Raw genomic sequence first — 21,200 nt, forward strand, 5'->3', positions numbered from 1 at the left:
GCCGCAACAGCCCTCCGGAAGATCGACGGATGGATCGAAGACTATAATGAAATCCACCCACACTCAGCGCTGAAAATGGCCTCCCCAAGGGAGTTCATCAAAGCATTGTCTCAATAGCTGATCTGTCCGGCGAAATGGGGGGCACTCCACTCACGCGCGCGCTGCGAAGCAATATTGTTCCAGAGTTAACGCAAGCCTTGCGTCGAGTGCTCCCCCAAATTCAGCCTCGATAAGATATCAGCAACACGTAAGGCGTCACCATGGCTTGACGCGGGACTCAGATGTTTCGTCAAGTGGCGCGACATTTTCCGCCATCAGCCGGAGGATGGATGGGATAGGCGCTGGGTAAGTCGGTGGCTGCTCGATGCGCTGGTTGTGCCCCAACCTCCGACCGTTTTCTATCAGCCGTCGTCAAATTTGAGGCGTCCCGTCCTGATTGCGCGCGGGGTTTCCCCATGCGCCCGTGGTACGCGCGGTATAAAGCACGCGCGCTGTTCCTCTTGGCTGAGCGAAAAGCTGGCTAGGTGGCGCCGGAAGAATCGGGCTTTGTTTCCGTAGATAAGAGGTCTGCACCTAATCCAAACAGGCCCCCGAGTTTGCGGCTGGACTCAGGTCGAGCAAGCGCGCGCGCGACGCGCTCCAGGGCCATTCTGCTCTCAATAGAACGCAGCTGATTGTCGATAGAGTTTATCTCGTCGATCTGTCGGAGAAATTCATCGATAGACCAGTCAATATCGGGAAATTTCAGCGTGCTTGTTGCAGAAATGGCGAAAAACTCGACGCCATCTGACTTCGGGCTGGATCGGAATGGCGTGTGCGCGACAATATTGCGCTTTTCACCGTAGGTGCGGGCGCGGCGCGCAAGCTCGTCAAAGCGTTTCGCTTCTTCTCGATCACTCAGGAACATGTCAACTAACGAACGAAGTGTTTTGATCTTGTCATCGAAAGCCATGTTGCGAGTGACGATAACGCGGCGTGCGCCATGCACCTCCAGTATTTCGCCGAGCGCAACGTCGATTCCCGCCTCCAGTAACGCGAAAAAGCCCATAAACGCGCCGACTAGCGTGAAGGCTCGCGTATCAGGATCCGCCTTCACAAGCGCTATTTTAGAGAGACCCGCAACCTGTGGTTCGCTCATCTTTTCGGTCTCTCTAAATAAGCGGCTTACCGGGGCCTAAGGAGCCGGGGAACTGAACCCCCATCGCGGCAACTGAATCCACTACCGCGACTGCCAGCGCAGTTGCTGATTTCTGAATACGTCTAAGGTACGCGATATCCACGGGGTCATTGAAGACCTGTTTGTCGCGGGACCGCATGTAGAACGGGATTGTGGCCCCATTGGCATCTGGTGCTCCCCAAAAGCCATGACACAGAACGTTTCTAAGTTCGGCTGCCTTTTTCAGATCAGCTATGAGATCGTCAAACCCAACTAGCTGTTGGTGCTGGTGCTGTCTAACGGCTTTTGCGTAGCTTTCGATAAGACGGTAAAGAGTATCGCTCAGCGCCCCTTCGAGCTGTGGGAGCCATGCCTCCAACGCAGCTTGAAGCTCGCTTTCTGAATATTCCTTGGTTCCCGTGAATGCGAAGATAGCTCTTCCGAGAACATTTTCCAGAAATCCAAAAGTCCCGATGGTCCGGCCTAATATCTCCCAGAATTCCGCGCTATGAAATTGTGTGGGATATAATTCCGGCAACTTATCAGCCGATATGCGATATCCCTCAACGGTATCCAAAGCCGCGTCTCCGTCTGAATTACATACAAACAATCTTCCATACAAGCGGACCCGTTCGCAAGGGTATAGCCCGATGGGCATTTAATCGGATACCCTGAGACTTGCAGATTCGGCTCCGCGAATGTCGCGACGATTTCGCTCGTTCTGATAAGAATTGAGAACAACGCAGTCGAACCCAAAACCCCATGCCCCAAAAATCCACCCCCGAAGCCTTGAGCCAGCGTATCCACGCCCGCCTTCTCGCCCGGAGTCACGGCCCGGCATGGAGCACCATTTCCGTCCATCTGCTGTCCCATCAGCCGCTTGAAACCAATCTCCTCGTGCCCGCCGTTGCCGAGCCATTGCTGGTCTGGATCGTCTCCGGCTCGGCTCGGATCGAGGAGCGGGACATCGGCGGGGAGTGGATGTCGGTGGAGGTCTCGGCGGGGGATTTTTATCTGACGCAGAGTGAGACGCCCTATGAGATGCGGTGGGAGACGAGTGAAGGCGAGCCGCTTTGCGTCATGCATCTCTATCTCGGGCTGCCGATCTACCAGCGGGCGGTAGCGGAGGTTTTTGGCGCTGACGGCGCGGAGCGGTTTCGGCTGGCGGATATTTCGGGGGCGCGGGATGAGGCGATTTCGGGGCTGATGGGGATGATCCTGAAAGAGTTGACGGGTGCTGCCGAACCCAGCGAAATGGTCGTGCAGGGCATTGCGCAGGCGCTCGCCGTTCATCTCGTGCGGCAGTACGGCAAGCGGGATAGCGCGCTGCCTGCCCGGCGCGGGGCGCTGCCGGCCTTCAAGCTGCAGCTGATCGTGCGGATGATGGAGGCAGGGCTCGATCAGGCTTTCAATCTCAAGAGCCTGGCGGCCGAGGCGGGGCTTAGCGCCTTTCATTTTTCCCGCGTCTTCAAGCAATCGACCGGTTCTTCGCCATCGGATTATTTCATCCAGCTGAAGATGGCCGAGGCCCGCCGGCTGCTCCGTGAGACGGAGGCCAGCATCATCCAGATCGCACTCGATCTCGGCTATTCCAGCCCCAGCCATTTCGCGCAGGTGTTCCGCCGGCAGGTGGGCGTCAGCCCGCGTGACTATCGCGGGTAGAGCCTTTCTGTTTTTAGGCAATTCCGGAGGCAAAACCGCTGTGCACTTTTGCTGGAATTGCTCTCTTTCACAGCAAATCCCCGACAGTTTCAGCAAGCGGCCGAGCGAAAGCGCGCGGCCATCTTTGTAGTTTGTTCCCGTCGAAACCAACCGTCTCAGGACGGCAGAAAAGGGAATGAAACCATGTCTCTCCAAGGAAAAGTTGCTCTCATCACCGGCGCATCGAGCGGTATCGGCGCTGCCGCGGCGCTGAAGCTTGCGGCCAATGGCGCCAAGGTCGGTCTTGCCGCGCGGCGTACTGAGCGGCTGGCGGCGCTCGTTGCCGAGATCGAAAAGGCCGGCGGGCAGGGAATAGCGCTGGAGATGGATGTCGTCGACAGCGCTTCCGTTGCGTCAGGCGTCGCAAAGCTCACCGAGGCCTTCGGCCCGATCGATATCCTCTTCAACAATGCCGGCCTGATGCCGCTGTCGGATATCGATGCGCTGAAGACGGATGAGTGGCACCGGATGGTAGACGTCAATATCAAGGGCGTGCTCAACACGACGGCCGCCGTGCTGCCGCACATGATCGGCCGGAAATCCGGCCATATCGTCAACACCTCGTCGATTGCCGGCCGCAAGGTCTTTGCGGGCCTGTCGGTCTATTGCGCGACGAAACATGCAATCACCGCGCTGTCTGATGGCATGCGCATCGAGCTCGGCAAGAAGCACAATATCCGCGTGACCTGCGTGCAGCCGGGTGCTGTCGAGACCGAACTTTACGACCAGATATCGGACCCGGCCGCGCGCCAGCAGATGGAGGAGCTGAAGACGCAGATGGAGTTTCTGAAGGCCGAGGATATTGCGGAGACGGTGCTGTTTGCACTGCAGGCGCCGCCGCATGTGGATATTGCTGAGGTGTTCGTGATGCCGACGCAGCAGGCTTGGTAAGCCCGTCCGGGGCGCCGCATAATATCAGCGCGAAGTCCTAGCTTGTGCGGTGCCCCGCGCACGATAACCGCGATTGTTCCAGCGCAGCGCTTCGCGGCCTTGATGATTCTTCGAACCCGAGTATTGCAAATATTATTCTCGTAATGTTTGTAGGAAATATTCGGTGCTGCGCGCTTTTCGGGGGAGATTGAACTGAATGAGGACGACTGTACTTCTCTGTGCCGCCGCGATGGCGTTGGCCGGCTGCCAGACTCCGGCCCCGCAATCCGTTGCGGATTCGCAGCGTCCTCCGTCCAGCGCATTGCGACACAAGATCATTGATATGCTGCGTGGGCGTATCAAGGCGGGGGATTTCTTAAAGGCCGAGATTTCAAGCGTGGTTCTGCTCAGACCGGAAGAGAAGATCTATGCGTACTGCATTCGAACGACGGAGCGTTCCATTCCGGACTGGTCGTATATCGGGATCGCCCTGAAAAACAACATGATCATCGACTCCACGCAAAATGACTATCGCTGCCACGACAAGCGGCTGCGCTATTACGATTTTCCTGAGCTGCTTCATATGAAGTACTGACGAAGAGGCAGGGGCTCTGGCCACCTCGCCAATCTGCCGAAGCCGACGAGATTGTCGCACGCCTTGTAGTCGTCCAGCGGCTACAGGGCAGTGTGCCTTCCCTGTAGCCGCGACAGTCTCTGAATTAACCGCCTGACCTTGAGGCTTCTGCGGCAACCGCCAGCAGAAGCAGGGCCGATGAAGATGTCAGCAGTGCGACCATTGCCTTAGCAAGAAGATTACGCATGATGAGTCCTCCTTTTCGGGAGCGGGACTGCTCCCGTCTCCACGAATAACACGTATTGCGTTTGTAGTCAGCAATACTACACGCTCCCGCGCCATGTCTTTTTCATCGTCCTCATCAAACGCCATCTTCGGAAACTGGCCCCATAAACGGATGGTCGGAACCGCACGCGTGTGGGCTCAGGCCGTACCCCGCACCGCCCAGGCCATGCTCTCGAACCCGCGCGGCCCATCCTCGCTTCTCCCATCCAGATAGGCCAGCCTCAGCGCCTCCCGCAGCCGATCCTGTCTGGGCGCTGGCAATCCATCGAAGAAGGCCGAAAACCGTCCCTGCCCATAGACTTTCGGCAGGTAGAAATCGTCGAACCCGGCGTAGTCCATCATGATCGTCAGCCTCGCTTCGGCGACATCGGCAAAGCCCGCGCTTGCAAACAGCGCCCGCAACTCGCCCTCCGCCGTCATCGGCCGCGGGCCGGAGGGGATGCCGCTGCCTTCGGCTTCGGGTTCGAGGGCGCGGATCGTGTCCCAGAAAAGGCGCCAGCTCGGCATGCCGCCATAGGACCAGACGGCGGCGGCAGCGGTGGCGCCGGGTTTGAGGACGCGGCGCATTTCGGTGATGGCCTTGTCGGCATCGGAGACGAAGTGCAGGACGAGCAGGGAATAGGCGGCGTCGAAGCTCTTGTCTTCATAGGGCAGGACGCAGACGTCGCCCTGGCGCGCTGATATCCTCGGGTCTTCGGTGCGGGTGCGGAGCGCGGTGACGAAATTATCTTCGAAGTCGAGGGCTTCGATGGCGATGAGGCCGGGGTGGGCCGATAGCGCCAGCGTCAGGCTGCCCGTGCCGCAGCCGGCGTCCAGCACGCGGCCGGTTTTGGGCACGCCGGCGAAGTCAAGGAAGGGCGTGGCGAGCTTGCGGCTCCAGCGGCCCATGCTGGCTTCATAGGCGGTAGCGCCCTTGGCGATGAAGGTGGATGGCATGGGCGCTCCTGGCAATTGTGCTTTTGCCGGGCGGATATAGGGCGGGTGGATGGGGTGTCTATTGGGCAAAAGTTTCGTGTGTGCCGTGTGGCGCCCCCCTCTGGCCTGCCGGCCATCTCCCCCCACAGGTGGGGGAGATAACGAGCCGCCCGACCTTCGCGTCTCTCTACCGTTTCGCCAAGCTATAACGCTGATTGTTTGGGGAAGCCGGCGCGCCTAGCGTTTCTCCCCCACCTGTGGGGGAGATGGCCGGCAGGCCAGAGGGGGGTGCCACGCTGCACAACGCCTCGATTGGCTTCAACTACACCCCAAACAAAAACCTCCCGGGCCCTCAAGGGAGCCCGGGAGGCATGACGCACCGGTCGTAGGTCAGGAGTGGATGGCCGGTGCGGGTGGCGGTGTCTCGGGTGCTGCTGGCGTTTGCTCCTCAGTGACCGGGCGTTTCGTGCGCATCAGCTTCAGCACGAAGACGAAGAAGGCCGGGACGAAGAAGATGGCGAGCACGGTGGCGGAGATCATGCCGCCGAGCACGCCGGTGCCGATGGCGTTCTGGCTGGCGGCGCTCGGGCCTGTCGCGATCGCCAGCGGCACGACGCCGAGGGTGAAGGCGAGTGAGGTCATGATGATCGGACGGAAGCGGACGCGGGCGGCTTCGATCGCCGAATCCAGCAGGGACTTGCCTTCGGCGTAATAGTCCTTGGCGAATTCGACGATCAGGATGGCGTTCTTGGCCGAGAGGCCGATGATCGCGATAAGGCCCACCTTGAAGTAGATGTCGTTGGGCATATCGCGCAGCATCACCGCCGCGACCGAGCCGAGGACGCCGAGCGGCACGACCAGCATGACCGCGAGCGGGATCGACCAGCTTTCGTAGAGACCTGCAAGCAGCAGGAAGACGAAGAGGATCGACAGGCTGAAGAGGATCGGCGCCTGGCTGCCGGAGGTGATTTCCTCCGCCGACTGGCCGGACCATTCGAAGCCGAATCCATCAGGAAGCTGCGAGGCGAGGCGTTCCATTTCGGCGATTGCCGCACCTGACGACTGGCCGGGGGCAGGCGCGCCGGAGATGCGCACGGTCGGATAGCCGTTATAGCCGACGATCTGCGGTGCGCCCTTCTGCCATTGAGCGATGGCGAAGGAGGAGAGCGGCACCATGCCGCCGCTCGCATTGCGCACGTTGATCTTCATCACGTCGTCGATCTGCAGGCGGGCGCGATCATCCGCCTGGACGATGACGCGCTGCATGCGGCCGGTATTCGGATAGTCGTTGATATAGGACGAGCCGAGGTTTGCGGTGATCGCATTGTTGATGTCGGCAAACGAGATGCCGAAGGTGTTGGCCTTTTCGCGGTCGATCACCATCAGCACCTGGGCTGCGTCAGGCATGCCTTCCACGCGCATGCCCGTCAGGACAGGGCTCTTGGCAGCCATGCCCATCAGCTGGCCGGCCGCTTCCGAAAGGGCCACCTGGCCCTTGCCGCCGCGGTCCTGCAGGCGGAAGGAGAAGCCGCCGGTGGCGCCGAAGCCTTCGATTGGCGGCGGCGACAGCGCGAAGGTGGTGGCATCCTTCAGGGCGAAGAGCTGGCCGTTCACGCGGTTGGCGATTTCCTGAACGCTATTGCCGGGGCCGCGGTCTGCCCAGTCCTTCAGGGTGACGAAGGCAAGTGCGGCATTGGCGCCGTTGCCCGAGAAGGAGAAGCCCTGGATCGCCACGATATTCTCGACGGCGGATTCGGTGCGGAAGATCTTTTCCACCTGCTTGATGGATTCGATCGTGCGGTTGGCGCTCGCTTCCGGCGGACCCTGAATATCGACGATCATGAAGCCCTGGTCTTCATCCGGCACGAAGGCCGTCGGCAGGTTGATGAAGAGGTAGCCGAGGCCGATGACGAGGGCGAGATAGACGATCATCATGCGCCCGGCGCGGCGCGCCATGCCGGTGATGCTTTTCGAATAGCCCGCGGTGATGCGCTCGAAATTGCGGTTGAACCAGCCGCCGATGCCGCGCTTGTGGTGGTGGCCCTGCTTGATCGGCTTCAGGAATGTGGCGCAGAGCGCCGGCGTCAGCGACAGCGCCAGGAAGGCCGAAAACAGGATCGAGACGACCATGGTTAGCGAGAACTGGCGGTAGATGATACCGGTCGAGCCGGGGAAGAAGGCCATGGGAATGAAGACGCATGAGAGAACCAGCGTGATGCCGAGGATGGCGCCGGTGATCTGGCTCATCGCCTTCTGGGCGGCCGCCTTTGGCGAGAGCCCTTCCTCGGCCATGATGCGCTCGACATTTTCGACGACGACGATCGCGTCATCGACAAGGATGCCGATCGCCAGCACCATGGCAAACATGGTCAGCACGTTGATCGAAAAGCCGGTTGCATACATGACCGCGCAGGTTCCGAGCAGCGCCACCGGCACGACGAGGGTCGGGATAACAGTGTAGCGGAAATTCTGCAGGAAGATGAACATGACCACGAAGACGAGGGCGACGGCCTCGACCAGCGTGTGGATGACCTTCTCGATGGAAGCCGAGACGAAGGGGCTGGTATCGTAGGGAACGGAATATTCGATGCCCTTGGGGAAGAAGCGCGAAAGCTCCTTCATCTTCTCGTTGACGGCGTTGGAGACGGCGACGGCATTGCCCGTCGACGAGAGCTGGATGGCGATGGCCGCACTCGGCTGGCCGTTCAGGCGGCTCGTAAAGTTATAGGATTCCGCACCCTGCTCGACGCGGGCGACATCCTTCAGCCGCACGGTGGAGCCATCGGGATTGGCGCGCAGGATGATCTCGCCGAATTGCTGCGGCGTCTGCAGCTGGCCCTGCATCAGCACCGTCGCCGTCAGATCCTGGCTGACCGGGTTCGGCGCGGCGCCGATCTGGCCGGCGGCGACCTGGGCATTCTGGGCGGTGATAGCGGCATTGATGTCATCGGTTGTGAGGTTCAGGCCGACCATCTTGTCCGGGTCGATCCAGACGCGCAGCGCCCGCTGGGCGGCAAAGAGCTGGGCGCGGCCGACGCCATCGATGCGGCGCAGCTCGCCGATGATGTTGCGGGTGATGTAATCGCCGAGCGCCACTTCATCGCGCGTGCCGTCGGTGGAGGTGAGCGCGATGAACATCAGGAAGCCGGAGCTTGCCTCTTCCACGTTGATGCCCTGGGAACGGACGGTGGCGGGCAGGCGGGCTTCGACGCGGCGGATGGCGTTCTGCACGTCGACGGAGGCCTGGTCGATATCGGTGCCGGCGCGGAAAGTGGCGTTGATGCTGACCGAGCCGGAATTGTCCGAGGTCGATTCAAAATACATCAGGCCTTCGACGCCGTTCAGCTCATCCTCGATCTGGCGCGTCACACCCTGATAGATCTCCTGCGGCGAGGCGCCCGGATAGGAGGTGGAGATCGAGAGCTGCGGCGGGGCGACCTTCGGATATTGCGAGACCGGTAGGAAGGGGATCGCGATGATGCCGGCAATCGAGATGAACAGCGCGAAGACCCAGGCCAGGATCGGCCTGCGAATGAAGAATTGTGCCATGAGTTCTTACTCCGCAGGCTTCGTGGGAGCGGCGGCCGGGGCATTCGCTACCGCATCCGGCTTCCAGGGTTCGGGCGCCACTGTCGCGCCGGGCTGCACTTTCTGGACGCCATCGGCGATGACGGTTTCGCCGCTCTTCAGGCCCGATTCCACCACCCATTCCGAGCCCAGAACCTGGCCGAGCGTGACGGGGCGAAGCTCCGCCTTGTTGCCTTCGGCGAGCACGTAGACCTGCGCCTGGCCGGCTTCGTTTCGGGTCACCGCGCGCTGCGGCACGGTCAGCGCATCCTGGCGCACGGCCTGTTCGATGCGCACGCGCACATACATGCCGGGCAGGAGATCGTCGTTCTTGTTGGGGAATTCGGCGCGCAGCGTCACCTGTCCGGTATTGGGGTCGACATTGGCGCTGGCAAAGAGCAGCCGGCCGGGCTCGGCATAGAGGCTGCCATCGTCGAAGACGAGTTCGACGCGGGCTTCGCCGGGTGCGGTGCTCGCAAGCTTGCCGTCGGCCACCGCCCGCTTGAGGTTCAAGAGATCCTGAGCCGACTGGGTGAAGTCGGCATAAACAGGGTCGACCTGCTGAATGAGCGCCAGATTGGAGGTGCCGTCGGCGGTCACGAGCGCGCCCTCGGTCACCAGCGCGCCGCCGATGATGCCCGAAATCGGCGCACGGACCTCGGTGTAATCGAGATTGATCTTCGCTTCATCGAGGCCGGCCTCGGCACTTGCCACATCGGCATCGGCCTGGGCGACGGCGACGGCTGCCGAATCGTAATCGATGCCGGTCGCGATATTGCGCTCTTTCAGGTTCTGCTGGCGCTCCAGCTGCAGGCGGGCATTCTGCAGTGTCGCCTTGGCGCGCTGCAGCGTGGCTTCAGCAGAGGCGACGCGGACGCGGAAAATGCGGGGATCGATGCGGTAGAGCACGTCGTCCTTCTTGACGAAGGTGCCCTGTTCGAAGACGCGCTCCTGCAGGATGCCGGAGACGCGGGCGCGCACTTCCGAAACGCGGGTGGCGGCAATGCGGCCCGGCAATTCGTTGACCACAGGCACGGCATGGCTCTTCATCTCGACCACGCCGACGGCCGCCGGCGGCATCTGCATGCCACCTTCCTGGGCGAACGTCTGCCCGGCGACCAGTGCGAGAAGGGTCGTGGCTGCCATCAACGCCAAAGGGCGAGGCAGTCTGGTATTGCGCAACATCGGTAACATCCCTTTTTGGCCGCCCCCGGCGGCTTGCTAGGTTATTGCTTTGGTTTCTTCATTTTCACGCAATTCCGGACGGAAGGCCGTTTCAGACTTTTCCTGGAATTGCTTAAGGTATTGTGGTTTCGAGGTTTTCAAGTCTTCGTTTCAGGCTGCTCGGGGAAGGTCGTGTAGACCTTGCGGATATCCTCGAGCAGTTCCTGCCGCTCCTCACCGCTCCAGCGGTGGAAATCGAAGAGTTCGGTACAATAGAAGCCGGTCAGCGCCAGATAGGCCATCAGTGCTGCCCGCGGCTTCGGCCCGGCGGCCATCGCCGCCAGATCGGTCACCACCCATTTGCGGATGATCTGCTGCAGATTTTCCTCGCTCGACATGGAGGCGCTGATCGCCATCGCCACGGCGCGGTCGGTATCGTCAAGCGTCTTGTCGGCAGCCGCGATGCGACCGTAGAGCTCCGGGTGAGGGGTGTCGCTGCTTACCTTCACGCATTCTTCCATATGGGCGATATCGGCGCCGACGCGGCGATCGACCAGCGCTTCCAGCAGTGCGCTCTTGGTCTTGTGGTCATAGACGACGCGCGACTTGCTGACGCCGGCTTCCTTGGCCACCGCATCGATCGACAACCCGGTCGCACCTGATCGTACGACGACGCGCTCGGCAGCGTCGAGAATGTCGTCAGTGGTGATCTTGCGCGTTCGCGTCACGAATATGGTTCCCGGTTTCGTGGATAAAAATACGAACGTTCGGATTTAAATGCAAGTGGTTTTGTTTTGATGGAATGACAGGGCGGTGAAAGGAGCCGGAGCCACAGCGCTGAAAAGCCTGGGAAATATGGGATTTCGGCTCACTCTACCCGCAAAACCCGCGCCTCCACTGGCTGCTCGATGCCCTTCAACGACAGCGACCGTGCTTCCGTGCCGCCCATCAGTTCGGGGGCCTGGAGCGTGGTTTCCAGCGAGACAAGAATCTCGCCGGGTGCCGCCTGCGATTCCAGCCGGGCCGCCTGGTTCACCACGCCGCCGATCGCGGTGAAATCGCTGCGGAAGCTGGAGAATTCGCCGATCTGCACGTCGCCCGTATGGATGCCGACGCCAACGCCGAGCGGTTGGCCGATATTGAGGGTGGCCAGCGCCTCGCCGCAGAAACGCTGGATGTCCTTGCCCGCCATGATCGCGGCTGCGGCATGGTCCTTGCGGGTGATCGGGAAGTTGAAGATCGCCATCAGCCCGTCGCCCATCTGCTTGTTGACGATCCCGTCATTGGCCCAGATCGCCTGCGCCGCACGGTCCTGGAAGAGGCTGACGATATGGCTGAGCTCGACGGCACCGATGCGTTCCGAAAGGCCGGTATAGCCCCTGATATCGGCAAACAGGATGGTGGCACCGGAGGTGATATGGCGCTGTTTCTTCACATATTTGAAGGAGCGCTCGCAGATCGTGCAGATATCGGGGTTCATCTTGCTTCTGGTGATGCCGAAGGCGCGCAGGGGCAGCGAGAGCGGACCGCCAATCGGGATCGGCATATGCATCTGGTCCCAGCAGCCACGGCAGATGCCGGCGCTGCCGGATTTTGCCGGCTGCCCTGATATCGCTGATATCGCCATATGCCGCTTTCCCCCGATCACAGAAAACGAGCTTCTGCCTATCGGGCGGCTTTGGCAACCATTCAGGCTGAAGCGCGGCTGACCTATGGACTATCCGGCAGGATGTTTCGTGTATCGGCCGCATGCAGGCGCTTTTCCGCGAGCGCGATGAAGGCGCGTACCAGCGGCGAAAGGTGCTTGCTGCTCGGATAGACGACATACAGGCCGCCGGAGGCCGTCGTATAGTCCTCGAGCACGCGCTGCAGTCGCCCGTCTGCGATACAGGCGAAGGCGACGCCGTAAGGCAGCTGCGCGATGCCGTGGCCGGCGATCGCGGCCTCCATGACCGCCTGCATTTCATTGGCGGCAAAGCGGCCGGATACGGACACCGTTTCCTGCCCGGCCAAGCCTTCCAGCACCCATTGCGCGTGGGCGGCCGATGGCCCGGCGATGACGCAGTCATGGCCTGCGAGATCGTCAGGGGTCGCCGGTTTGCCGGCGCGGGCGAGATAGGCGGGGCTGGCGCAGAGCAGGCGATAGGTGGGGCCAAGCTTGCGGGCGATCAGGGTGGAATCCTCCAGCGATCCGGTGCGGAAGGCGAGATCTATGCCATTGTCGACGAGGTTCAGCCGCTCGTCGGTCAGCCGCAGCTCGACCTTGGCTTTCGGATAGGTCGCCATAAATTCGAAGGTCGCCTCCTGCAGGAAATGGCCGCTGAAGCCGACGGGAGCCGATATGCGGATCGTGCCCGAGGGCTCGGCCTGCGCTTCGGCAAGCTTGATGTTGGCGCCTTCGATTTTCCTGAGTGCTTCACCCGCCTCCTCATAATAGAGACGGCCGGCCTCCGTCATGCCGAGGCTGCGGGTCGTGCGCTGCAGCAAGCGCACGCCAAGGTCACGCTCGAGGGCTGCAACCCTGCGGCTGACCGTCGTCTTGGGCATGCAGAGCAGACGGGCCGCCGCAGTGAAGCTGCCGGTTTCGATGACGCGGGAGAAGATCACGATGTCGTTGAGATCGATCATTGTTGCTCTCAATGGGACGATGTTTGGCATTTTTAGGCCATTATGAACCAATGCGGCAATCCTAAATCTGCTCCATCAGCAACTGCCATGAGCAATAGAAGGAGCAGAGACATGAGCAACACCAGAACCATTCTCGTATCGGGCGCCACCGGCCAGCAGGGCGGCGCCGTCGCCCGCGCGCTCGCCTCACGCGGCCATCGCGTCAAGGGGCTGACGCGCAGACCGGACAGCGATGCCGCCCGACGGCTTGCCGCCACAGGCGTCGAAGTGGTCGCCGGCGATCTCGATGACAGGGATTCCGTCGTGCAGGCAGCAAAGGGCGCCGAGACGATGTACCTTATGGGCAACAGCTATGAGGCCGGCATCGAAGCTGAGACGCGCCAGGGTATTGCCGCTGCCGATGCAGCCAAGGAGGCCGGTATCGGCCATCTCATCTACGGCTCGGTCGGCGATGCCGACAGGAAGACCGGTATTCCGCATTTCGACAGCAAATATCTGGTCGAACAGCATATTTCCGGGCTCGGCATTCCCTACACGATCTCGGCTCCAGTCGCCTTCATGGAGAATACTGTGGCTCCCTGGGCGATCGGTGGGCTGAAACAGGGTGTCTATGCCGCTGCCTTGCCTGCGGGCCGCAAGCTGCAGCAGATCGCCATCGACGATATCGGCCATTTCGTCGCCGCCCTTGCAGAACGGCGCGAGCAGGTCTTCGGCAAGCGTTTCGATATCGCAGGCGACGAGCTCTCCGGCGAGGAGCAGGCGAAGATTCTCACCGAGGCGCTCGGCCAGCCGATCCGCTTCCAGGAGCTGCCGATTGCGGCCATGCGCCAGCAGAGCGAAGATGCGGCGCTGATGTTCGAATGGTTCGACCGCACGGGCTATTCCGCCGATATCGCCACCCTGCGCCGGGATTTCCCTGATGTTGGCTGGCACAGCTATGCCGACTGGGCGAAGAGTTTTGACTGGAGTGTTCTCGACAAGGCTTGAGTGAGTTCTCGCGTTATGTGGGAGCGACTGCCGCGCCTTCCGTGATCCTCGGGCCTGTCCCGAGGATCTAACCAACGTGCCATTCGTGGAAGCGTTGCAGATGCTCGGGAGGAGCCCGAGCATGACGGAGGGTGGGGGTGGCCGTCGTCGTCATATGGCGGCGCTTGCGAGTGGCGCCATCCTCACGCCTGCGCCGTCGGCCGAATGACGATATCGCCGACATCGACATCGTCAGGCTGCTCGATGGCAAAGGCGATGGCGCGGCCGATCGCGTCGGGCGTGATCGCCATCTCCTCCATGCTCCTGGTTATGCCGGCTTTCATCGTCGGGCTGGTCATGGAGTCGGCGAAATTCGTCTTGATGAAGCCCGGCGAGACATTGGTGACACGCAGGTTCGGGCCAGCCTCCTGCCGCAGGCCCTCGGCAATGGTGCGCATGGCGTTCTTCGTGCCGGCATAGACGGCCATGGTCGGCTTGATGGTGATACCGGCCGTCGAGAGCGTATTGACGAAATGCCCGAAGCCCTGGCGGCGGAAAACGGGCAGGGCGGCGGCGATGCCATAGAGCGGCCCCTTGATGTTGACGTCGATCATCTCCTCCCAATCCTCGACCCGCAATTCATCCATCGGCGAGATCGGCCCGATGCCGGCATTGTTGATCAGCACGTCGAGCCTGCCATAGGTATCGCAGGCCAACGCGACCAACGCTTCCAGATCGGCGCGCTTCTTCACATCGACGGCGAGATGGATGGCTTCGCCGCCTCGCTCCCTGATACGCCGTGCGAGGTCTTCCAGCCGGTCGGTGCGTCTTGCGCCGAGCACGATCCTGGCGCCGTGCTCGGCCAGTATAAGTGCGGTCGCTTCGCCGATCCCGCTGCTGGCGCCGGTAATGGCGATAATCTTGTCCTTGATCAGTGACATCTTGTTCTCCTTTGCTCTCCCTGAGGATTGCAGCCGCAGCTTGGAGAATCTATGCTGCAGGCTCTTTCATTTCGTCGAGATCGTCCGGAAATCATGATCGATCCCCTGTCCGATGTCTTTTCGCTTGTCGATATCCAGAGCGCCCGCTGCACTCGTTTCGAGGTCGGCGGCCAATGGGCCTTTCGCTTCCCGCCCAAGCCGGCGCTGAAATTCGTCGCGGTGCTGAGGGGCGGGTGCTGGATAATTTTACCGGGCGAGTCACCTTTCAGGCTTGAGGCTGGCGATACGTTCCTGCTTGCCAATGCGCCTGATTATGTGATCGCCAATGATCTCTAGAACGAGCCGGAGGATGGCATCGCCTTCTTTGACTGGGAGCATTCCAATATTGCCCGGCATGGCGGCGACGAGACGGCGCTGATCGGCGGCAGTTTCATCATATCCGGCGGCAATGCGCAGCTTCTGCTCGATGCGCTGCCGCCCTTCATCCATATCCCCGCAAGCGACCGCGCCGCCGCGCTCCTCAGCGCCACCCTCGCCACTCTCGATGACGAGCTCGGGACCGGCGAAATGGGCTCGACGCTGATGACACGGCGGATGGGCGATATCCTGCTGGTGCAGGCGCTGCGCGCCCATGTCGCCCGCGCCGGCACAGACAATGCGGGCTGGATCGGCGCGCTCGGCAATCCCGCAATCGGCAAGGCGATCAGCCTTGTTCATAACGACCCGGGATACCGCTGGACGGTGGGCGAGCTCGCAAGCCGCACCGGAATGTCGCGGTCTGCCTTTGCAGAGCGCTTTCGCGATCTGGTCGGTGTTGCGCCCCTCGACTACGTCACCCGCTGGCGCATGCACCGCGCCCGCGAGGCGCTGCGCCGCAAGGAGGCAACGGTCTCAGGGCTTGCCGCGACCCTCGGCTATTCCTCCGAAAGCGCCTTCGGCAATGCCTTCAAGCGTGTCTTCGGCCGTGCGCCGAAGCGCTACTGGCGGGATGCCTGATCGGGCGGACTCCTGGCGCTCTTGACGACGCGCCGGCGGACGCCACTTCAATCGTCACTCAAAGTTAGGATTCTGGCGGGGGGTCCGTTGCACCGGTTTGATCATTATCTCGTTTTCATTCTGCTCACGCTCGGCGGCGGGCTTCTCATCGGTCTCATCAACCTGCCGGATGAATGGTACCAGTCGCTTGCCAAGCCCTGGTTCACGCCGCCGAACTGGCTGTTCGGCCCGGCCTGGACGGTCCTTTACATCCTCATCGGCATTGCGGGCGCGCGAACCTATGCGCGCAGCAGGCGTTCACCCGTCATGACCAGCTGGATCGCCCAGCTGGTGTTGAATTTCGCCTGGTCGCCAGCCTTTTTCGGCCTCAGATCCCCGAGCCTGGGGTTGATGATCATCATCCCGCTGCTCCTGCTGATCCTTGCCTTCATCGGCCTGTCGTGGAAACGTAACCGGATATCGTCGGTTCTGTTCATGCCCTATGCCGTTTGGGTGGCTTATGCGACGGCGCTCAATGCCGCCATCGTCTCGATGAACTAGAGCCTTTCCGGCGAAAACGGATTCGCCTTCAGTGCTCTAGCTTATTGTTTTCTCTGCAATTGCGGACGCAAAACCGGTTCCCACTTTTGCTGGAATTGCTCTAGATAGAAACGGGAAACACGGTCAGTGGAATTTCCTATTCGCCTTGTCGGCGATGGCAGCACCTGAGATCAGGCGGTTGCGGTCGGCGGTCCAAGCGGCGACAAATTCCTTGCGCACCGCATCGGGAAAAGCCGTGCCCGCCAGAGCGGATTCGCTCGGGGCGCCGGGGGCAAGCGCCAACTCGGCCCGGGTGGTCGACGCGATCCGCGCGTAGGTGAAAGCGCGCGTGATCGGATCATTTTCCGCAGTTTGCGGAGCGCATTTGCCGTCTTGCGGCGGACGTGACGTCACCGCGGCCGTCCTTACCGTCACGCCATCGCGGAACAGAAAACAGTAGGCCTTGTCTGCCGGGCCACCGATCACGGACTGCGGCTCGATCACATAGCCACGCACCGGAAACTGGGCATTCGAAGCCGACCAGATGCGCTTCTCGATGTGGCGCGCGCAAGCCTTCATGTCGGTCGCTCCGGCGTCGCGGCAGGCGGAAACTGTCCAGCGTGCCAGCTGTGCGGCGCTCGGCAAGGCGAGCGTCACCGTCGCCTCGGTGTTCAGTTCTCTGTAGGTGCAGCGCAGGAGTTCGACGCCCGGCCAGTCGTCAGCCGCCGTTGGCGAGCAGGATGACCTCATATACTGCCCGCCGCTGATGCGCATCTCGAAGCGATGTTCCATTTCAGCCACCAGCGATGCCGGGTCGGTTTCTGCCGCCTGCGTGACGCGCGTGGCGCACCCGGCGACCACAATGGCAAGCCCAACGTTTCTCAAGGTCATAAGAAGCAGCCGCTGCATTTTTACCGTCCGTACAAAATATTTATGGGAATTACTTTCAACCTGCGGAGACATTGGTGTTTTTATTGTCGTTAATATTGCACAATCTAAGATTAAATGAAATAGTCACTTGGGTTGCTCACGTTGCAACGGAGCCGAGCAGGAGGAGCCGCAGACCATGTCTCTCTACATGCTTCAACTATCCCGCGTTTTAGTGACGCTTGGCGTCGCGATGCTCGCTATTCGCGCTCACGCCGCGGAACCGCCGGCGAGCTCCGCCGACGTCCTCAAAGCCGTCGAATTCTCCGCTGCGACGCCGCTCGACGAGTCCTATCGGGGAGAGTTTGTCGGTTGCGACGGCGCGGCCGGACAGAGCAGGAAGGATAAGTTTCTCGGTTTTAACCTGAGGCTTCCAAACGTCGCGGAATCGAAACAGTACTACCTGTGCAGTCGCGACCCCAGCAATGTGAAGGCGTTGCTACGTCTCAAGGACGGCGGGATCTACTGGCGCAGCAAGATGGCGCTCGATGTCGATGGATCCTGGGCGGCATGGAACGGTCTGCCCGGCGCTACGGACCTGAAGGAGACGTCCTATAAATGGCCAGGTTCACCTAATCCTTCCGCGCAACCCGCGCAAATCGATCCGGACCGCATTCCCTTCATCGTGATACCGACGGCCGGCCTTTCCAAGATAACCGGCAGCAAGAGCGGTGAAATGGGCCGCATGTTCGCGGAAAAGACCGGACTGCGGCTCGGCGATATGGGGATCGTCGTCTACAAGGACCGGTGGACGCCGGTTCTGATCGCGGACGGTGGTCCTTTCATACGGCTCGGCGAGGGATCGAGCAGGGTCTTCGAGGCAATTGGCGAAAGCCGTTGCAAGAAGTGGAACAGCGATGGAACCGCCTGCGTCGGGCCGGGACACGTTTATCCCTACAAGAATTTCGGGCTCGGCCACGACGTGATTTTCATCGCCTACCCAGGCAGCCGGGACACCGACCTGAAGCCGGAGAACGCCATCTCGAAATTATGTGCCTTTGCCAAGCAGAAGCTCAACCTGACGGGCGGCGCAATGTGCCCGTGATGTTTCCAAGCAAACAGGAGAGGAGTTTGCGATGCGTTACCTTTTGACCCTGGGCATTCTCATACTCGCCGGTACGACCGGCCAGACGAGTGCGGCGATTTTCGGAAAATGCAAATTCGACACGGAAACCATGGCCTTCGCCGGAAATTCCAGCGAACAGGCGTCCTGTCTGCTGCGCAAGGTGAAAATACTGGGAAATGTAGATGCCGCGCCGGCGCAGCTGCCGTCCAATCTTGCCGGCTTCATCGGCAAACCGGTCGATATCTCCAAGGCCAAGGTGCAGCAAGAAATCTCCGCCCAGGGGCTCACCGAAGCCGGGCTCGGAGGCAGTCTCGACGCCCCGGTATCCCGTGGCAATTCGAACAATCCGCATGCGCCGTTCGCGCGCTATTTCGTCATTCACGACACGAGTTCGCCGAATTTCGGGAACGTGGCGCAGTTTCCCGCCGACATCGATACAAGCAACCAGGTCAATCGGCTTGACGGGTTCAAGAGCGCGTCGAACGCCAAGGCGCACATATTTCTCAACCGCCGGGGCGAGATTTATGTCGGCCATGATTTTGGCGTGCCCTGGCGCGCAACCAAGCTGGAACTGCAGATCGGAACCCTGGCGCGTGGCATGTTCCTTCACATCGAGAACGTCCAGCCGCGCCGGAAACACCCGAGCCAACCCGACGGCAATGCGCCAACGCCGGGTTTCTCGCAAGCCCAGTATGATCGCCTCGCGCTCCTTTATCTCGTGGCGAGCATGCGTGCCCAGACTGGCCTCGTTCCGGCATTTCATGCGGCAATCGATCAAGGCCTGAGCGACGGGCATGACGACCCGCAGAATTTCAGCCTGGAGGATTTCGATGCCGCATTCGGACGCCTGCTCGTTAAAGTGAAATAGTTTAGCGCGCCCCGAAAACCATAGGGCAACTGCAGCAAACCGTGACGCGGTCTTGCGGCCGAATTTGTGTGAAACGAAGACGGCCGATTTGCTTGCGGCGTGGCTCGCGCAGCCCTAATGTCGGTGCAGACATTGTCCCGTTTACTTGCCTCTTTGGGGGGGACTGCGATGCCGTCGAGTTTCAATGTCGAAAGTGCAGATGGTTACGAGAGGCTGATGGGACGCTGGAGCAAGAGGCTCGCGCCCGGGCTGATCGATTTCGCCGGGCTTGCTGATGGGGAAAGCATTCTCGATGTCGGCTGCGGCACGGGAAGCCTCACCTTCACGCTGGCGAAGAATCCCGGTCTCAAGGCGATCTCGGCAATCGATTTTTCGCCCGTCTTCGTGGAAGCCGCAAAGCGGCGCAACACGGATCCGCGGGTGACGATCCGGCAGGCGGATGCCTGCGCGCTTCCCTTCGAGAATAACAGCTTCGACCGGGCACTCTCGCTGCTCGTGCTGCATTTCGTGCCGGAGGCCGGCAAGGCGGTCGCCGAAATGCGGCGTGTCGTGCGTCCGGGCGGTGTCGTTGCCGCCGCCGTATGGGACCACTATGGCGGCATGTCCGGCATGCGCATGATGTGGGACACGGTCACCATGATCGACGCCAATGCGCGGGCGATGCGCCATCGCTATTCCTTCCAGCCGATGACGCAGCCGGGGGAAATGAAGGCGAGCTTTGTCAGCAACGGCCTTGTCGATGTCGAGGAGACTTCGCTGACGATCCGTATGGATTACGGCTCGTTTGCCGATTACTGGGACCCGATCGCGTCAGGAGAAGGCCCGCTCGGCAAGTATGTGGCGGGGCTGGATGCGGAGACGCGCAAGGCGGTCGATATTGCCGTGAAGGATGCCTATGAGGCTGGAAAGCCGGATGGGCCGCGCTCGTTTGCCTCAGTTGCCTGGGCCTGCCGGGGCAGGGTGCCCGGGTGAGCTGGCGTAATTGCAGAGATGAAGCGTTGTGCTGAGCCACACCCCTCCGCCTTCCCGGGCAGAGGGGGTGTGAGCACCGCCATCATCCGCAGTTGGCTCTATTCCCGCCGAAAGCCCTGCGACTGGCTCTGGCCACCACCGCTCTGCGACTGCGACTGGCCGCCCATCCGTTCGTCACCGCGCTCCGCTTCCATCTTCCTCGCGCTATCACCGAGCGTCTCGCTACTGCCGGATGCCATCTTCGGCACGCCGGTCTCCTCGCTCAACTGGGCGTCATCGGAGACGGCGGGCTGCTCAACCGTATAGGCGCGTACACGCAGCGACCCGTTGTTGACGTCACGCCTGCCGACGCGCGGGTTTTCCCCGCCCGGACCGGCGTCATCCGATACGGTCGCCGATGCCATGGCGCGCTCCGTGGCAGTGGTATCTGGCGCGAAAGCGTCTTCTGAAACGGTCATGTCGCCTTCCGCTGCTCCCTTGCGGTTATAGCTCGAGACGGCATAGGCCTCGGTCGAGCGCTGCGCCTCCCAGCCTTCGCGCCGCCAGTGGTCGGCGCGCTCGTCCATGTCGATCGAGCCTTCATCGTCAAGAATATCGTGCGCGGTTTCATAGCTCGCATCGTCGACCTGCACGGAGACGAGGAAGCCGCCGCGGCGCAGGCCTTCGGCATAGACAGCGCGGTCATCATCGGGGAAGAGCCAGCCCTCCAGCTTTGCCCAGAAACCGGAGCGGTCATCGCTTGCGACATTGGCGCGGTCGCTATCGGCCTCGTAGCCGGGAAGGAGGCGGATCGAATCCATCGGGATGCCCGCATCCTTCAGGCGCTCGACGGTACTATCGGCGGCGTCGCGGCTGTCGAAGAAGGCGGTGAGGTTGCTGTTTGCCGTGCCCGTTGCAAAGGTCGGCGCGGTCTCGTTGTAGGGATTTGCCATGTGATCACTCCCTGGCGTTATCATCATCCTGGATGCGCTCTGTGCCGCTGCTGCATTCGCAGCCGGCTTTGGCGCCCTGTTGATGACAACGGGCGCGATTCCGGAAGGTTCCATGACGCCGGCAATGGGATCCTGCCTGCCGGATCCGGCCAT

General features: G+C 61.3%; 20 protein-coding genes and 1 pseudogene. 10 read left to right on the top strand and 11 right to left on the bottom strand.

Annotated elements, in window-relative coordinates:
- Positions 1-117: integrase core domain-containing protein (locus tag AC1DUP_RS24605; RefSeq protein ID WP_477835395.1), on the top strand; the 117-nt coding region annotated here is incomplete at its 5' end.
- A gap of 403 nt (positions 118-520) precedes the next feature.
- Here AC1DUP_RS24605 and AC1DUP_RS24610 read toward each other — a convergent pair.
- Together AC1DUP_RS24610 and AC1DUP_RS24615 are read right to left on the bottom strand one after the other, a co-directional pair.
- Positions 521-1,138: a hypothetical protein gene (locus AC1DUP_RS24610; RefSeq protein ID WP_477835090.1), complete on the bottom strand. Its 618-nt coding sequence runs from the start codon at positions 1,136-1,138 to the stop codon at positions 521-523.
- A gap of 13 nt (positions 1,139-1,151) precedes the next feature.
- Positions 1,152-1,733: a hypothetical protein gene (locus tag AC1DUP_RS24615; protein ID WP_477835092.1), complete on the bottom strand. Its 582-nt coding sequence runs from the start codon at positions 1,731-1,733 to the stop codon at positions 1,152-1,154.
- Positions 1,734-1,918: 185 nt separating this feature from the next.
- Here AC1DUP_RS24615 and AC1DUP_RS24620 point away from each other — a divergent pair, with 185 nt between their 5' ends.
- The 3 genes from AC1DUP_RS24620 to AC1DUP_RS24630 all read left to right on the top strand — a co-directional run bounded on the left by AC1DUP_RS24620 (position 1,919) and on the right by AC1DUP_RS24630 (position 4,322).
- Positions 1,919-2,818 carry a helix-turn-helix domain-containing protein gene (locus AC1DUP_RS24620; protein ID WP_477835094.1) on the top strand — a complete coding sequence of 300 codons (900 nt, stop codon included), beginning with the start codon at positions 1,919-1,921 and terminating at the stop codon, positions 2,816-2,818.
- 183 nt (positions 2,819-3,001) lie between these two features.
- Positions 3,002-3,748 (top strand): SDR family oxidoreductase, encoded by a 747-nt coding sequence (locus AC1DUP_RS24625; RefSeq protein ID WP_477835096.1) that lies wholly within the window; start codon positions 3,002-3,004, stop codon positions 3,746-3,748.
- Between the two features lie 196 nt (positions 3,749-3,944).
- The gene (locus tag AC1DUP_RS24630) at positions 3,945-4,322 is read left to right on the top strand and encodes a cytochrome c-type biogenesis protein (RefSeq protein WP_113301666.1); all 378 of its coding nucleotides are present in this window, start codon (positions 3,945-3,947) and stop codon (positions 4,320-4,322) included.
- Positions 4,323-4,724: 402 nt separating this feature from the next.
- On the opposite strand, the gene AC1DUP_RS24635 is transcribed toward AC1DUP_RS24630, so the two are convergent.
- The 6 genes from AC1DUP_RS24635 to AC1DUP_RS24660 all read right to left on the bottom strand — a co-directional run bounded on the left by AC1DUP_RS24635 (position 4,725) and on the right by AC1DUP_RS24660 (position 12,860).
- Positions 4,725-5,522, bottom strand: coding sequence for a class I SAM-dependent methyltransferase (locus AC1DUP_RS24635; RefSeq protein WP_477835098.1), 798 nt, complete (start codon positions 5,520-5,522; stop codon positions 4,725-4,727).
- Positions 5,523-5,891: 369 nt separating this feature from the next.
- Positions 5,892-9,050, bottom strand: a complete 3,159-nt coding sequence (locus AC1DUP_RS24640; protein WP_477835100.1) for a multidrug efflux RND transporter permease subunit — start codon at positions 9,048-9,050, stop codon at positions 5,892-5,894.
- A 6-nt stretch (positions 9,051-9,056) separates the two neighbouring features.
- A complete protein-coding gene (locus tag AC1DUP_RS24645) occupies positions 9,057-10,253 on the bottom strand; it encodes an efflux RND transporter periplasmic adaptor subunit (protein WP_477835102.1) in 1,197 nt (398 codons plus the stop codon).
- Between the two features lie 137 nt (positions 10,254-10,390).
- On the bottom strand, positions 10,391-10,960 hold the full coding sequence (locus AC1DUP_RS24650; RefSeq protein ID WP_113312236.1) for a TetR/AcrR family transcriptional regulator: 570 nt from the start codon (positions 10,958-10,960) through the stop codon (positions 10,391-10,393).
- A gap of 140 nt (positions 10,961-11,100) precedes the next feature.
- Positions 11,101-11,859 (bottom strand): adenylate/guanylate cyclase domain-containing protein, encoded by a 759-nt coding sequence (locus AC1DUP_RS24655; protein ID WP_477835105.1) that lies wholly within the window; start codon positions 11,857-11,859, stop codon positions 11,101-11,103.
- Between the two features lie 83 nt (positions 11,860-11,942).
- The gene (locus tag AC1DUP_RS24660; protein WP_477835107.1) at positions 11,943-12,860 is read right to left on the bottom strand and encodes a LysR family transcriptional regulator; all 918 of its coding nucleotides are present in this window, start codon (positions 12,858-12,860) and stop codon (positions 11,943-11,945) included.
- A gap of 111 nt (positions 12,861-12,971) precedes the next feature.
- Between AC1DUP_RS24660 and AC1DUP_RS24665 the strand changes: the two genes are divergently transcribed.
- Positions 12,972-13,847, top strand: coding sequence for an NmrA/HSCARG family protein (locus tag AC1DUP_RS24665; RefSeq protein ID WP_477835109.1), 876 nt, complete (start codon positions 12,972-12,974; stop codon positions 13,845-13,847).
- Between the two features lie 182 nt (positions 13,848-14,029).
- On the opposite strand, the gene AC1DUP_RS24670 is transcribed toward AC1DUP_RS24665, so the two are convergent.
- Entirely contained in the window at positions 14,030-14,767 is a 738-nt protein-coding gene (locus AC1DUP_RS24670; RefSeq protein WP_477835111.1) for an SDR family oxidoreductase, read from the bottom strand.
- A 93-nt stretch (positions 14,768-14,860) separates the two neighbouring features.
- Between AC1DUP_RS24670 and AC1DUP_RS24675 the strand changes: the two are divergent.
- Positions 14,861-15,763: pseudogene (locus tag AC1DUP_RS24675) on the top strand (AraC family transcriptional regulator).
- Between the two features lie 87 nt (positions 15,764-15,850).
- On the top strand, positions 15,851-16,303 hold the full coding sequence (locus AC1DUP_RS24680; RefSeq protein ID WP_477835113.1) for a TspO/MBR family protein: 453 nt from the start codon (positions 15,851-15,853) through the stop codon (positions 16,301-16,303).
- 123 nt (positions 16,304-16,426) lie between these two features.
- Here AC1DUP_RS24680 and AC1DUP_RS24685 read toward each other — a convergent pair whose 3' ends face one another.
- Positions 16,427-17,173, bottom strand: coding sequence for a hypothetical protein (locus tag AC1DUP_RS24685; protein WP_477835115.1), 747 nt, complete (start codon positions 17,171-17,173; stop codon positions 16,427-16,429).
- A gap of 175 nt (positions 17,174-17,348) precedes the next feature.
- On the opposite strand from AC1DUP_RS24685, the gene AC1DUP_RS24690 reads away from it, so the two are divergent.
- The 3 genes from AC1DUP_RS24690 (at position 17,349) to AC1DUP_RS24700 (ending at position 20,115) form a co-directional block, all read left to right on the top strand.
- Positions 17,349-18,254, top strand: coding sequence for a hypothetical protein (locus AC1DUP_RS24690; protein WP_477835117.1), 906 nt, complete (start codon positions 17,349-17,351; stop codon positions 18,252-18,254).
- 31 nt (positions 18,255-18,285) lie between these two features.
- Positions 18,286-19,143 carry a peptidoglycan recognition protein family protein gene (locus AC1DUP_RS24695; protein ID WP_477835119.1) on the top strand — a complete coding sequence of 286 codons (858 nt, stop codon included), beginning with the start codon at positions 18,286-18,288 and terminating at the stop codon, positions 19,141-19,143.
- Between the two features lie 168 nt (positions 19,144-19,311).
- A complete protein-coding gene (locus AC1DUP_RS24700; protein ID WP_477835121.1) occupies positions 19,312-20,115 on the top strand; it encodes a class I SAM-dependent methyltransferase in 804 nt (267 codons plus the stop codon).
- A 98-nt stretch (positions 20,116-20,213) separates the two neighbouring features.
- Here the strand turns inward: AC1DUP_RS24700 and AC1DUP_RS24705 are convergent, their stop codons facing one another.
- Entirely contained in the window at positions 20,214-21,047 is an 834-nt protein-coding gene (locus AC1DUP_RS24705) for a hypothetical protein (RefSeq protein ID WP_477835123.1), read from the bottom strand.
- Between the last annotated feature and the right edge of the window lie 153 nt (positions 21,048-21,200).

Source organism: Rhizobium sp. 01L419 (genome assembly GCF_056400025.1).